The sequence below is a fragment of the Streptomyces sp. NPDC028314 genome, assembly GCF_055565795.1.
Window position 1 is genome coordinate 14848 of record NZ_JBVHTP010000021.1, and the last position, 13568, is coordinate 28415.

10 protein-coding genes and 1 pseudogene are annotated in these 13568 nt (G+C 73.2%); 9 read left to right on the plus strand and 2 right to left on the minus strand.

Annotated features, from left to right (window positions below; genetic code table 11):
• The first annotated feature begins 106 nt into the window (after positions 1-106).
• The 9 genes and pseudogenes from fahA (at position 107) to ACZ4TG_RS34735 (ending at position 10263) form a co-directional block, all read left to right on the plus strand.
• The gene (fahA, locus tag ACZ4TG_RS34695) at positions 107-1333 is read left to right on the plus strand and encodes a fumarylacetoacetase (RefSeq protein ID WP_468171148.1); all 1227 of its coding nucleotides are present in this window, start codon (positions 107-109) and stop codon (positions 1331-1333) included.
• A gap of 150 nt (positions 1334-1483) precedes the next feature.
• Positions 1484-2254: a GntR family transcriptional regulator gene (locus tag ACZ4TG_RS34700; RefSeq protein ID WP_468171151.1), complete on the plus strand. Its 771-nt coding sequence runs from the start codon at positions 1484-1486 to the stop codon at positions 2252-2254.
• 33 nt (positions 2255-2287) lie between these two features.
• A complete protein-coding gene (locus ACZ4TG_RS34705) occupies positions 2288-2515 on the plus strand; it encodes a 4Fe-4S dicluster domain-containing protein (RefSeq protein WP_468171154.1) in 228 nt (75 codons plus the stop codon).
• A 10-nt stretch (positions 2516-2525) separates the two neighbouring features.
• A complete protein-coding gene (locus tag ACZ4TG_RS34710) occupies positions 2526-3878 on the plus strand; it encodes an ABC transporter substrate-binding protein (RefSeq protein ID WP_468171157.1) in 1353 nt (450 codons plus the stop codon).
• A 23-nt stretch (positions 3879-3901) separates the two neighbouring features.
• Positions 3902-4687 (plus strand): annotated as a pseudogene (locus ACZ4TG_RS34715) (ABC transporter permease); the annotation flags it as partial.
• Between the two features lie 596 nt (positions 4688-5283).
• Positions 5284-6009: an ABC transporter ATP-binding protein gene (locus ACZ4TG_RS34720; protein ID WP_468171160.1), complete on the plus strand. Its 726-nt coding sequence runs from the start codon at positions 5284-5286 to the stop codon at positions 6007-6009.
• 23 nt (positions 6010-6032) lie between these two features.
• Positions 6033-8828 (plus strand): fumarate reductase/succinate dehydrogenase flavoprotein subunit, encoded by a 2796-nt coding sequence (locus ACZ4TG_RS34725; RefSeq protein ID WP_468171163.1) that lies wholly within the window; start codon positions 6033-6035, stop codon positions 8826-8828.
• Between the two features lie 122 nt (positions 8829-8950).
• Entirely contained in the window at positions 8951-9556 is a 606-nt protein-coding gene (locus ACZ4TG_RS34730; RefSeq protein ID WP_468171166.1) for a hypothetical protein, read from the plus strand.
• A gap of 110 nt (positions 9557-9666) precedes the next feature.
• Complete coding sequence (locus ACZ4TG_RS34735; protein ID WP_468171169.1) at positions 9667-10263, plus strand: Uma2 family endonuclease; 597 nt, start codon at positions 9667-9669, stop codon at positions 10261-10263.
• Between the two features lie 60 nt (positions 10264-10323).
• Here the strand turns inward: ACZ4TG_RS34735 and nuoN are convergent, their stop codons facing one another.
• Positions 10324-11970 (minus strand): NADH-quinone oxidoreductase subunit NuoN, encoded by a 1647-nt coding sequence (nuoN, locus tag ACZ4TG_RS34740; protein ID WP_468171482.1) that lies wholly within the window; start codon positions 11968-11970, stop codon positions 10324-10326.
• A 5-nt stretch (positions 11971-11975) separates the two neighbouring features.
• Positions 11976-13568, minus strand: coding sequence for an NADH-quinone oxidoreductase subunit M (locus ACZ4TG_RS34745; RefSeq protein ID WP_468171172.1), 1593 nt, complete (start codon positions 13566-13568; stop codon positions 11976-11978).

A 13568-nucleotide genomic window follows, 5' to 3' on the forward strand; every position in this document is an offset into this window, starting at 1 on the left:
ACAAATAGCGCAGGAATCCGGCCTCCCACAGACCCCACCTGGCACGTAACGTGTCAACCAGCTCCCGGGACACCCCCGGACCGCGTCGAAAGCGAGGCAGCATCCCATGCCCCAGCAGAGCCCCCTCGATCTCCCCGAGGGCGACCCGTTCGGGCCGCACAACCTCCCCTACGGCGTCTTCTCCACTCCCCAGGAGCCGGAGCGGCGCCGCGTCGGCGTGCGGATCGGCGGGTACGTGCTCGACGCGGGCGCGGTGGCCGTCGCGCTCGGGTCCCCGTACGCCGGGCTGCTCGCCCAGGGCTCGCTGAACCCGCTGCTCGCCGCCGGCCGCACCGCCTGGCGCGACGTCCGCCGCGCGCTGACCGCCTGGGTCACCGACCCCGGCCACCGGCCCGCCGTGGAGCCGCACCTGCTGCCGCTGGACGAGGTCGCGCTGCACCTGCCGTACGAGGTGGCCGACTACGTCGACTTCTACGCGAGCGAGCACCACGCCACCAACGTCGGGCAGATGTTCCGGCCGGACGGCGACGCCCTCACGCCCAACTGGAAGCACCTGCCCATCGGCTACCACGGCCGCGCCGGCACCCTGGTGGTCTCCGGCACCGACGTCGTACGCCCGTCCGGCCAGCGCAAGACGCCCGCCGACCCGGCGCCCGTCTTCGGGCCGAGCGTCAAGCTCGACATCGAGGCCGAGGTCGGCTTCGTCGTCGGCACCCCCTCCGAGCTGGGCCGGCCCGTGCCGCTGGCCGACTTCGAGGACCACGTCTTCGGACTGTTCCTGCTCAACGACTGGTCCGCGCGCGACATCCAGGCCTGGGAGTACGTGCCGCTGGGCCCCTTCCTCGGCAAGTCCTTCGCCACCTCCGTCTCCGCCTGGGTCACCCCGCTGGAGGCCCTGGACGCGGCCCGGGTCGCCCCGCCCGCCCGGGACTTCCCGCTGCTGCCCTACCTGGACGACGCCGACGGCGACCGGCCCGGCGGCTTCGACCTGCACATCTCCGTCGCGATCAACGGGCAGGAGGTGGCCCGGCCGCCGTTCTCCTCGATGTACTGGACCGCCGCCCAGCAGCTGGCCCACATGACCGTCAACGGCGCGTCCCTGCGCACGGGCGACGTGTACGGCTCCGGCACCGTCAGCGGCCCCGAGGTGGACCAGCGCGGCTCGCTGCTGGAGCTCACCTGGAACGGCCGCGACGCCATCGAGCTCGCCGACGGCAAGCGCACCTTCCTGGAGGACGGGGACACCGTCACCCTGACCGCGTGGGCCCCCGGAGCCGACGGCACCCGCGTCGGCCTCGGCGAGGTCACCGGCCGCATCGTGGGATCCCGCTAGTCCGCCCCTTGGGACACGCGGGGCCGCCGGGGTGGCGGATCTTTCCCTCACCCCGGTGAACCCGCAGGTCCAAGCGGTGTCCGCGGCCCGCGCGGTGGCGCAACACTGCGGCAACACCACTGCCCGCCGACCGTCGGTATGTTCCGTGCCATGCCAGCCGAACGCACCGCCACGCACACCGTCCCGGTCGCCGCCGCGCGCCGGCGCCGGGCACGCGCGGACCAGGCGCGGCAGCTGGCGGACCTGCTGCGCCACCAGATCCTGACGGGCGGCTACCCCGACGGGGTCCTCCCCCTGGAGGACACCCTGGCCGCCGACTACGGAGCCGGCCGCAACACCGTCCGCCAGGCCCTCGACCTGCTGCGCGGCGAACGGCTCGTCGAGCGCCGGCCGGGCGTGGGCACGGTCGTCGTCTGCGAGAAGTACCCGCACGGCCTGGACCGCCTCCAGGGCCTGGCCGAGACCCTGCACGAGCACGGCCGGGTGACCAACGAGGTCCGCACCGTCGGCCCCGTCCGCGCCCCCGCCCCCGTCGCCGGCCGCCTCGGCCTGCCCGAGCACGCCGACGTGCTCTACATCGAGCGGCTGCGGCGGCTGAACGGGCTCCCGCTCTCGCTCGACCTCACGTACGTCCCCCTGGACATCGGCGCCGGACTGCTCGGCTGCGACCTGGAGAACACCGACGTCTTCCGGCTGCTGGAGGACCTGACCGGGCAGCCGCTCGGCCACGCCGAGATCACCCTGGAAGCCGTCAACGCCGACGCGCACTCCGCCGCCGTCCTCCAGGCCCCGCGCGGGGCCGCCGTCCTGATGCTGGAGCGGCTCACCCACCTGGGCGACGGACGCCCCGTCGACCTGGAGTTCATCCGCTTCCGCGGCGACCGGATCACCATGAGCGGCCTGCTGCGCCGCGCCCTGTAACTCCCCCTCCCACGCCTTTTTCTGGAGACAGCCATGCCCGTGGTCCCCCAGCGCGCCGACGTGCCCGTGACCATCGACGAGTCCCTGTGCATCGACGGCTGCACCCTCTGCGTCGACATGTGTCCGCTCGACTCGCTCGCGATCCGCGAGGACAACGGCAAGGCGTACATGCACGTCGACGAGTGCTGGTACTGCGGCCCGTGCGCCGCCCGCTGCCCCACCGGCGCGGTGACCGTCAACATGCCCTACCTGCTCCGGTGAAAGGCACCCCATGCGTACGAGAGCGCTCGCACCCGCCTGCCTCCTGCTGCTCGCCCCGCTGGCCACCGCGTGCGGCGGCGCCGCCGGGGCCGAAGGCGGCCCGAAAACCGTCACCGTGACCGTCGGCTACCAGTCCAAGACCATCAACACCGTCACCGCCGGCACCCTGCTGCGCTCCCTCGGCTACTTCGAACAGGAGCTGGCGGCGCGCGGCAAGCAGGACGGCGTCACGTACAAGGTCGACTGGCAGGACTACGCCACCGGCGCGCCCATCACCGCCCAGATGACCGCCGGGAAGATCGACATCGGCTCGATGGGCGACTTCCCGCTCCTCATCAACGCCGCGCGCGGCAAGGAGCTCAAGCAGCCCACCCACCTCGTCTCCGTGACCGGCTACAACCTGCGAGGCGGCCTCAACACCGTGGTCACCGCCCCCGACTCGAAGCTGGAGTCCCTGGCCGACCTGCGCGGCAAGAAGGTGTCGACCAGCGTCGGGTCCGCCGCCGACGGGACCCTCGTACGGGCCCTGCAGCGCGCCGGGATCGACCCCGAGAAGGGCGTCCAGAAGCTCAACCAGCAGCCCAGCGTGGGCGCTTCGGCCCTCCAGGCGGGCAGCGCCGACGCACTGTCGCAGTTCGTGGCCTGGCCGGGGCAGCTGGCCTTCGAGGGGAAGGCGAAGGCCCTGTACGACGGCGCCGATCTGAACCTCCCGACCTTCCACGGCGTCACCGTCCGGGAGAAGTTCGCCGCCGGGCAGCCGGGCGTGCTCGACGACTTCCTGCGGGCGCAGCGCCGGGCCACCGCGTACCTGCGCACGGAACCGGTCGCCGCCGCCGAGTCGGTGGCGAAGGAGACCGGGCTGCCGCCGGAGGTGGTGTACCTGTACAACGGTGCCAACGGCATCGCCACCTTCGACCCGGCCCTGCGCCCGGAGCTGATCGAGGCGCTGAAGCAGGACGTGCCGGTGCTGAAGGACGCGAAGCTGGTGGGCGACGTGGACGTGGACTCCTTCGTCGACCCGGCCCCCCTGCGGCGCGTCGCGGCGGCGGCGCCGGGCCAGGACTACCCGGTGGCCGCCCCGGCCCGGCCCGAGCTGTGGCTGAAGGGACAGCCGCGCGCCCAGTCGTACGACTCACCGCGCGAGCTCCTCAAGGCCGCGCGCGGGGCGGACGTCCGGGCGGCGTACGTACCGGACGCGGTGACGGGCACGCTCTGGTTCGCGGACAAGGCCGTCTGGGTGGCCGAGGGCTCCGAACTGCGGGCGTTCGTCACCCCGTCGGGCGCCAGGTCGTACGTCGACCGGCACAAGGAGTCCGGTGCGCGGATCGTGAGCTTCGCCGAGGCCGGAGGTCTCGCGTCGTGACCGCGGGCCGCCGGCTGCTGCGGATGGCTTCGCTCGGGGCGGCTCTGCTCCTGTGGCAGCTGCTGACCTCGCTGGACGTGGAACTGTGGCTGCGGTTCGAGCAGTTCCCGACGGTCGGGGAGGTGGCGTCGAAGTTCGCGGAGCGGGCGCAGGCCGGCCCGTACTGGCAGGACCTCGCGGACAGCCTCCGGCGGATCGTGAGCGGGTTCGCGCTCGCGGCGGTCCTGGGGGTGGCGGCGGGCACGGCCATCGCCCGGTCGCGGCTGGTCTCGGACCTGCTGGGGCCGCTGGTCGAGGTGTTGCGGCCGATCCCGGCGATCGCCCTGGTGCCCGTGGCGATCCTGCTCTTCCCCTCCAACGAGCAGGGGATCGTCTTCATCACCTGCGCGGCGGCGTTCTTCCCCGTGCTGGTCTCCACCCGGCACGCGGTGGCGGCGCTGTCCCCGGTGTGGGAGGAGGCGGTCCTCACGATGGGCGGCGGGCGGGGCCGGGTCCTGTTCTCGGTGGTCCTGCCGGGGGCCCTGCCGGGCATCTTCGGGGGGCTGTCGGTCGGGATCGGGGTGTCCTGGATCTGCGTGATCTCGGCCGAGATGATCTCCGGGGAGTACGGGGTGGGGTACCGGACCTGGCAGGACTACACGGTGGTGGACTACCCCGGGGTCTTCGTCGGCATGGCCACCATCGGGGCGCTGGGGTGGCTCACGTCGACGGCGGTCGAGCGGGCGGGCCGCCGCCTGACGCGCTGGCTCCCGGCGCGGGCCGACGCGGCCGCGCGCCGCCCGCGGCCCGCCGCCCGGCCCCAACCGGCCGGCTCCGCCCCGGTGCCCGCCCCGGTGCCCGCCCCGACCCGGCCCGCCGACTCCGTCCCGGGCGAGGCCCCGACCCTGCCCGCCGGTTCCGGCCGGGGGGACGCTCGAACCCAGCCCGCCGCTTCCGGCCCGGGCGATACCCGAGGCCCGTCCGGCGGGTCCGGGCCCCAGGGCGTGCCCGGGGCCGCGCCCGCGCGCAGCGACCCGGAGGACGCGGCCCCGGCCCAGGGCCCGTCTGCCGATGCCGACCCGGGCCGGGGCGCCCGCACCGGAGTCCGCTCGCCGTGACCCTGCGGCGGCGGGAGGGGCCGCTGCGCGGGGCTGGTCCCCTACCCGCCCTTCCACCGTTCCCCGGGCTCCGCCCGGACCCGGTCCTCAAGCGCCGGACGGGCTGAAAGGACACCCGGGCCCGCCCGGACCCCGTCCTGGAACGCCGGACGGCTGAAAGGCACCCCGGACAGCCAAACGGCGCCCCGGACACGCCCCAACCCGGACCTCACACCCCGGGCGAGCCCAAAGGCCCCCTGGCCCGGGCCGGGCCGGGCCGAGAAGGGGTCCGGGGGCCGGGCATCGGTATCGACCCAGAGGAAGTGACCATGTCCGCATCCGCATCCACCGGCGCCGCCCTGCTCCTCGACGGTGTCCGGCTCGGCCGGGCCGGTGGGGCCGCCGTGCTCGACCGGCTCGACCTCGACATCCGGCCCGGCGAGGTGCTCGCCGTCGTCGGGCCCTCCGGCTGCGGCAAGTCCACGCTGCTGCGCACCCTCGCCGGGCTGCTGCCCCCGCTCGGCGGGACCGTCGCGCAGGACGGGCGGGCCGTCGCCGGGCCGGACGCCGACCGGGCGCTGGTGTTCCAGGACGACGCCCTGCTGCCCTGGCGGACCGTGCGCGCCAACGTGGAACTGCCGCTCGGGATCCGCCGCGTCCCCCGGGCGGAGCGCCGCGCCACCGCGGAGGCCTGGCTGGACCGGGTCGGGCTCGCCGCGCACGCCCACAAGCTCCCGTACCAGCTCTCCGGCGGCCAGCGCCAGCGCGTCCAGCTGGCCCGCGCCCTCGCCGCGCGCCCCCGCGCCGTCCTGATGGACGAGCCCTTCGGCGCCCTCGACGCCCAGACCCGCGCCGAGATGCAGGACCTCCTGGTCGGCGTCCTGGCCGGTACCGGCGCCACCGTCGTCTTCGTCACCCACGACGTGGACGAGGCCCTGTTCCTGGGCGACCGGGTCGCCCTCCTCGGCACCGGCGCGGTGATCGACGTACCGCACCCGCGCTCGCGCACCGCCGACCACTCCGCGCTCCGCCAGCGCATCGTCAACTCCCTCTGAAACCCGTACCGAAGGGCCGCACCATGGACATCCCCGCGATCGGCGACGCCGAGGAACTCTCCTGCGACGTGCTCGTCATCGGCGGCGGCACCGCCGGCACGATGGCCGCCCTGACGGCCGCCGAGCGCGGCGCGCGGGTGCTGCTCCTGGAGAAGGCCCACGTACGCCACTCCGGCGCGCTCGCCATGGGCATGGACGGGGTCAACAACGCCGTCATCCCCGGCCGCGCCGAACCGGACGACTACGTCGCGGAGATCACCCGCGCCAACGACGGCGTCGTCGACCAGTCCACGGTCCGCCAGACCGCGACCCGCGGCTTCGGGATGGTGCAGCGGCTGGAGTCGTACGGGGTGAAGTTCGAGAAGGACGAGCACGGCGAGTACGCGGTGCGCCAGGTCCACCGCTCGGGCTCGTACGTCCTGCCCATGCCCGAGGGCAAGGACGTCAAGAAGGTCCTCTACCGGCAGCTGCGGCGGCGCGAGATGCGCGAGCGCATCCGGATCGAGAACCGGGTGATGCCGGTCCGCGTGCTGACCTCGCCGGAGGACGGGCGGGCGATCGGCGCGGCCGCGTTCAACACCCGTACGGGTGCCTTCGTGACGGTCCGGGCGGGGGCGGTCATCCTGGCGACCGGCCCCTGCGGGCGGCTCGGCCTGCCGGCCTCCGGCTACCTCTACGGCACGTACGAGAACCCCACCAACGCGGGCGACGGCTACGCCATGGCCTACCACGCGGGCGCCGCGCTGACCGGGATCGAGTGCTTCCAGATCAACCCGCTGATCAAGGACTACAACGGCCCGGCGTGCGCGTACGTCGCCAACCCCTTCGGCGGCTACCAGGTCAACCGGCACGGCGAGCGGTTCGTGGACTCCGACTACTGGTCGGGCCAGATGATGTCCGAGTTCGCGGCCGAACTCGCCTCCGACCGGGGCCCGGTGTACCTCAAGCTCAGCCACCTCCCGGAGGAGTCGGTCGCGGCCCTCGAATCGATCCTGCACACCACCGAGCGGCCGACGCGCGGCACCTTCCACGCGGGCCGCGGCCACGACTACCGCACCCACGACATCGAGATGCACATCTCGGAGATCGGCCTGTGCGGCGGCCACTCCGCCTCCGGGGTACGGGTCGACGCGCACGCCCGCACCACCGTGCCCCGGCTGTACGCGGCCGGGGACCTGGCCTCCGTACCGCACAACTACATGATCGGGGCGTTCGTCTTCGGCGACCTGGCGGGCGAGGACGCCTCCCGCTACACCGCGTACGAGGGCGAGCTGCCGGCCGACCAGCTGGCGGCCGCGCACGAGCTGGTCTACCGGCCGCTGCGCAACCCGCAGGGCCCGCCGCAGCCCCAGGTCGAGTACAAGCTGCGGCGGTTCGTGAACGACTACGTGGCCCCGCCCAAGACCGGCGCGAAGCTGTCCCTCGCGGTGGAGGCCTTCACCCGGATGACCGGTGAGATCGCGGAGATGGGCGCGAGCACCGCCCACGAGCTGATGCGCTGCGCCGAGGTCTCCTTCATCCGGGACTGCGCCGAGATGGCGGCCCGCTCCTCACTGGCCCGTACCGAGTCCCGCTGGGGGCTCTACCACGAGCGGCTCGACCATCCGAAGCGCGACGACGCGGGCTGGCTGCACCACCTGGACCTGCGCAAATCGGCTTCGGGGGCGATGGAGTTCACCGCCCGGCCCGTGGAGCCGTACGTGGTCCCGGTCGACGAGTTCACCCCGACGGGCGGTCCGTCGCGCCACCTGGGGGAGGTCGAACTGGTCGGCGTGGCCCTGGCGGGGCCCGCCGCCGCCCCGCCGGCGTTCGGGGAGCCGAGCCCGGGGAACGACGCCTCCGCGACCGGGAACGACGGCTCCGCGGCGGGAAACCCCGCGAGCGGGACCTCGCCCCGGATCCTGGAACTCCTCGCCCTGGCCGAGGAGTCCCCCGACCTGGCGGCCCTGCGGCCCTACCTGACCGACCCCGATCCGGCCGTCCGGGCCGCCGCGGTCGCCGCCCTGAGCGAGACCGTGCCGCCCGGCGCAGGGCCCGCGCTGGCCGCCCGGCTCACCGACGGGGCCCCCGCCGTACGGGCGGTCGCCGCCGCCTCGCTGCGGGAGCTGCTGGAGGTGCTGCCGGGCGGCCCGGACCTGGGGGCCGGGCTGCGGGCCGCCCTGGCGGTGACGGACCCGGCGGTGGCCGATCCGGCCGTGCGCTCCGCCGCGCTGGAGGCGCTGCGCGCCCTGCGGCTCGGGGACGCCGGGCTGTACGCGGCCGCGCTCGCCGACCCCGACGTCGAGGTCCGCATCCACGCCGTGCGCGCCCTGGTCTCCGTCGACGCGGTGCCGGAGCTGTGCGCGGCCGCCGCCGACGCGGCCCGTGAGGTGCGGGTCGCGGTGGCCAAGGGGCTCGCCGCGGTGCGCGCGCCGGCCCCGGAGCCGCTGGATCCGCTGCTCGCGGACGCCGACCCGCTGGTCCGGGGCGCCGCGCTGGCCGCCCTCGCCGCGACCGGCTGCCCCGCCGGGTACGCGGAGCGGGCCGCGGCCGCGCTGGCCGATCCGGCCTGGCAGGTCCGGGCCGGGGCGGCGGCCGCCCTCGGCGCGGCCCCGGCCGGTTCCGCGGTCCCGGCACTCGCGAGGGTGCTCGGCACCCACCCCGGCGGCACCCTGCCCAACGCCGCCGACCCCAACGCCGACGTCCGCAAGGCCGCGGTGCTGGCCCTGCTCCGCCACCGGGACGCGGAGGAGGCCCGAACGGCGCTGGCCGGGGCGACCGGTGACTCCGACGCGGACGTCCGCGCGTACGCCGGACGGGCGACGGCCCGGCCGGCCTGACCCCGCGGGCCGCTCCCCCATTGGGCGCGGCCCGCGTGCGGCGCGCGGCGCGGCCGGACAGGGTGGACGGACGGGACCGGGAGGCCCGTAGCACCGCACCACCCCCACCGCGAGGAGTCCCCATGACCGCCCGTCACCTGAAGGCCGCCCTGACCTGCGCGGCCGCCGTGTCCCTCGCCCTGGCGGCCGTGCCCGTGTCCCAGGCGGTGGAAGGGCCGGCGCCCGACCCCCGCAACAAGCAGGCGATGCGCGACATGGCCACGGCGATCGCGGTGACCGCCAAGTACGCGGACGAGCGGCAGGCGATCAAGGACGGGTACGTCCCGCACGGCGAGGAGTGCATGACCAACCCCTTCGGGGTGGGCTCCATGGGCTACCACTACGTCAAGGAGGCCTACTGGGGTTCGAAGGACCCCAGTAGGCCGACCGCGCTCCTCTACAGCACCGAGAAGGACCGCCACGGCCGTCGCAGGCTCGAAACCGTGGAGTGGATGTCGACCGACCGGGACCAGGACCTGAAGACCACCGACGACCGGCCGAGCATGTTCGGGCTGCCCTTCGACGGCCCCATGCCCGGCCACTGGGCGGGCATGCCCAAGCACTACGACCTCCACATGTGGGCGTACCGGGATAACCCGGCAGGCCGCTTCCACAACTGGAACCCGGCCCTGACCTGCCCCAAGAAGACCCCCTCCGCAGCGGACGCCTCCCACACGCACGGCCACTAGCCCCCGCCCCGCAGGGCCGTCAAGTGCTTCCCGCATATGACTCACCCGTAAGGAGGGCATCCCCGCGAATCCCCGGCGATACGCTGGGCGCACTCGCGAGACTCCGGCTCATGGGAGCACTGATGAACCCGGAACACAGCTGGCCGATCCCCCCGCCGGGCGGCTGGACCGCGGACGACCTGGACACGCTTCCGAATCTGCCTCCGCACACGGAGCTGATCGACGGGAGCCTGGTCTTCGTGAGTCCGCAGACTCATTTCCACATGCGCGCGGTCAACTTCTTCACCTGGCAGCTCATGGATCAGCTTCCGCCGGGATTGGAGGTCTTCCGCGAGTTCACGATCGACATCGACCGTCACAACCGCCCCGAACCCGATGTCATCGTCGTGGACGAGAGTGCCGTGGGCGATGTGGACCAGACCCGGCTCCCAGCGGAGTCCGTCCGGCTCGCGATCGAAGTGGTGTCACCGGAATCGGTCACGCGCGACCGTGAGACCAAACCCATGAAGTACGCCCGCGCCAAAATCCCGCACTTCTGGCGTGTTGAGAACCAGGACGGCCGCGCGGTGGTCTACGTCTTCGAGCGCGAACCGGTCACCGGCGCCTATACGAGCACCGGTATCTTCCACGACCGCCTGAAGGTCTCTGTCCCCTTCCCCATCGACCTGGACCTCACCGAGATCATGCCGAGGCGGCGGCCGGAGTGACCCGCACACGCCACTGGGCCCGGCCCCATCGGGGAGCCGGGCCCAGTCGTGTCGCAGGCGTCAGCGGACGAACGTGCTCGCCTGCCCCGCCAGGTCCAGGAAGTACTGCGGGGCCACGCCCAGGACCACGGTGACCGCGACGCCGATGGCGATCGTGGTCATCGTCAGCGGCGAGGGCACCGCCACCGTCGGGCCGTCGGCCTTCGGCTCGCTGAAGAACATCAGCACGATCACCCGGATGTAGAAGAACGCGGCGATCGCGGACGAGATCACACCGACCACGACCAGCATCCCGGCGCCGCCCTCGGCCGCCGCCTTGAAGACGGCGAACTTGCCCGCGAACCCGGAGGTCAGCGGGATGCCGGCGAAGGCCAGCAGGAACACCGCGAAGACGGCCGCGGTGAGCGGCGAACGGCGGCCCAGGCCCGCCCACTTCGACAGGTGCGTCGCCTCGCCGCCCGCGTCGCGGACCAGCGTGACCACGGCGAAGGCGCCGATCGTCACGAAGGAGTACGCGCCCAGGTAGAACAGGACGGACTTGACGCCCTCCGCCGAGGTGGCGATCACACCGGCCAGGATGAAGCCCGCGTGCGCGATGGACGAGTACGCCAGCAGGCGCTTGACGTCGGTCTGGGTCACGGCGATGACCGCACCGGCGAGCATCGTGACGATCGCGACGCCCCACATCACCGGCCGCCAGTCCCAGCGCAGGCCCGGCAGCACCACGTAGAGCAGGCGCAGGAGGGCGCCGAAGGCGGCCACCTTCGTCGCGGCCGCCATGAACCCGGTGACCGGGGTCGGGGCGCCCTGGTAGACGTCCGGGGTCCACATGTGGAAGGGGACCGCGCCGACCTTGAACAGCAGGCCCATCAGGATCAGCGCGCCGCCGATCAGCAGCAGCGCGTCGTTGCCCATGGTGGAGGCCAGCGCCGGGTCGATCTTCTGGACGGTGCCGTCGACCACGTCCGCGATGACGGCGTACGACACGGAGCCGGCGTATCCGTAGAGCAGCGCGATGCCGAAGAGCAGGAACGCCGAGGAGAACGCGCCGAGCAGGAAGTACTTGACCGCGGCCTCCTGCGACATCAGCCGCTGGCGGCGGGCGAGGGCGCAGAGCAGGTACAGCGGGAGGGAGAAGACCTCCAGGGCGACGAAGAGCGTCAGCAGGTCGTCGGCCGCCGGGAAGATCAGCATCCCGGAGACCGCGAACATCGCCAGCGGGAAGACCTCGGTGGTGGTGAAGCCCGCCTTGACGGCGGCCTTCTCGCTCTCGCTGCCCGGTACGGACGCCGCCTGCGCGGCGAAGGAGTCCACCCGGTTGCCGTGGGCGGCCGGGTCCAGCCGGCGCTCCGCGAAGGTGAACATGGCCACGATCGAGGCCAGCAGGATCGTGCCCTGGAGGAACAGCGCCGGGCCGTCGACGGCGATGGCGCCCATGGCCGCGATGTGCGCCTTGGTGCCGGCGAACCCGCCGGCCGCGAGGCCGACGACCGCCGCGAAGGCCGAGGCGAGCGCGGCCACGGCGAGGAACACCTGGACGTAGTAGCGGGACTTGCGCGGTACGAAGGCCTCGACGAGGACTCCGAGGATCGCCGCGCCCACCACGATCAGCGTGGGCGCGAGCTGCGCGTACTCGATCTGCGGGGCCGGGATCCTGGTGGCCGGGTCACCGGCCGCCAGCGTCAGCAGCCCCTGGGCAGCAGTCACGGTGCTCACTTCGCCGCCTCCCCGTTCTTGGCCTCGACGGCCACCTCTGGCTTCGGGTCCTTCTCCTGCACGTCCGACATGGTGTGCTTCACCGCCGGGTTGACGATCTCGGTCAGCGGCTTCGGGTACACGCCCAGGCCGATCAGCAGCACGATCAGCGGCGCGACCACCAGCGCCTCCCGCAGGCGCAGGTCCGGCATCGCGCGGACCTCCTCCTTCACGGGGCCGGTCATCGTGCGCTGGTAGAGCACCAGCGTGTACAGCGCGGCGAGCACGATGCCGATGGTGGCGACGATGCCGGCGACCGGGTACCGGGCGAACGTGCCGACCAGCACCAGGAACTCACTGACGAACGGGGCCAGTCCCGGCAGCGAGAGGGTGGCGAGGCCGCCGATCAGGAAGGTCCCGGCGAGGACCGGGGCCACCTTCTGCACGCCGCCGTAGTCGGCGATGAGCCTCGAACCCCGCCGCGAGATCAGGAAGCCGGCCACCAGCATCAGCGCCGCCGTCGAGATGCCGTGGTTGACCATGTACAGGGTCGCCCCGGACTGCCCCTGGGAGGTCATCGCGAAGATGCCCAGGATGATGAACCCGAAGTGGGAGATCGAGGCGTACGCGACCAGCCGCTTGATGTCCCGCTGTCCGACGGCGAGCAGCGCGCCGTAGACGATGCTGATCAGGGCCAGTACGAGGATCACCGGCGTGGCCCACTTGCTGGCCTCGGGGAACAGCCCGAGGCAGAAGCGCAGCATCGCGAAGGTGCCGACCTTGTCGACGACCGCGGTGATGAGCACCGCCACCGGCGCGGTGGCCTCGCCCATCGCGTTCGGCAGCCAGGTGTGCAGCGGCCACAGCGGGGCCTTCACCGCGAAGGCGAAGAAGAAGCCGAGGAACAGCAGCCGCTCGGTGTTGGTCGCCATGTCGAGCGTGCCCGCGGCGCGGGCGGCGGCGATCTCCTGGAGGGAGAAGTTCCCGGCGACCACGTACAGGCCGATGACGGCGGCGAGCATGATCAGGCCGCCGACCAGGTTGTAGAGGAGGAACTTGACCGCCGCGTAGGAGCGCTGCGCGGACGCGTTCTCCTCGGAGCCGCTGTGGGCCCGGTCCCCGAAGCCGCCGATGAGGAAGTACATCGGGATGAGCATGGCTTCGAAGAAGATGTAGAAGAGGAAGACGTCGGTGGCCTCGAAGGAGATGATCACCATCGCCTCGACCAGCAGGATCAGGGCGAAGAAGCCCTGCGTCGGCCGCCAGCGCGTCGAGCTGGTCTCCAGGGGGTCGGCGTCGTTCCAGCCGGCCCCGATGACGAAGGGGATCAGCAGTGCGGTGAGCGCGATCAGCGCCACCCCGATGCCGTCGACGCCCAGCTCGTAGCGGACCCCGAAGTCGGCGATCCACGCGTGGGACTCGGTGAGCTGGTAGCGGTCGCCACCGGGCTCGAAGCGGACCGCGACGAGCACGGCCAGGGCCAGCGTCGCGAGCGAGAACAGCAGCGCGAGCCACTTGGCGGCGGTCCTGCGGGCGGCCGGGACGGCCGCCGTCAGGATCGCGCCGACCGCGGGCAGGGCCGCCGTCACGGTCAGAAGCGGGAAACTCAT

Bases quoted from the DNA above. Each gene is read 5' to 3' on its own strand.
- fahA (WP_468171148.1), top strand. From the start codon at position 107: ATGCCCCAGCAGAGCCCCCTCGATCTCCCCGAGGGCGACCCGTTCGGG.
- ACZ4TG_RS34700 (WP_468171151.1), top strand. From the start codon at position 1,484: ATGCCAGCCGAACGCACCGCCACGCACACCGTCCCGGTCGCCGCCGCG.
- ACZ4TG_RS34705 (WP_468171154.1), top strand. From the start codon at position 2,288: ATGCCCGTGGTCCCCCAGCGCGCCGACGTGCCCGTGACCATCGACGAG.
- ACZ4TG_RS34710 (WP_468171157.1), top strand. From the start codon at position 2,526: ATGCGTACGAGAGCGCTCGCACCCGCCTGCCTCCTGCTGCTCGCCCCG.
- ACZ4TG_RS34720 (WP_468171160.1), top strand. From the start codon at position 5,284: ATGTCCGCATCCGCATCCACCGGCGCCGCCCTGCTCCTCGACGGTGTC.
- ACZ4TG_RS34725 (WP_468171163.1), top strand. From the start codon at position 6,033: ATGGACATCCCCGCGATCGGCGACGCCGAGGAACTCTCCTGCGACGTG.
- ACZ4TG_RS34730 (WP_468171166.1), top strand. From the start codon at position 8,951: ATGACCGCCCGTCACCTGAAGGCCGCCCTGACCTGCGCGGCCGCCGTG.
- ACZ4TG_RS34735 (WP_468171169.1), top strand. From the start codon at position 9,667: ATGGGAGCACTGATGAACCCGGAACACAGCTGGCCGATCCCCCCGCCG.
- ACZ4TG_RS34745 (WP_468171172.1), bottom strand. From the start codon at position 13,568: ATGAGTTTCCCGCTTCTGACCGTGACGGCGGCCCTGCCCGCGGTCGGC.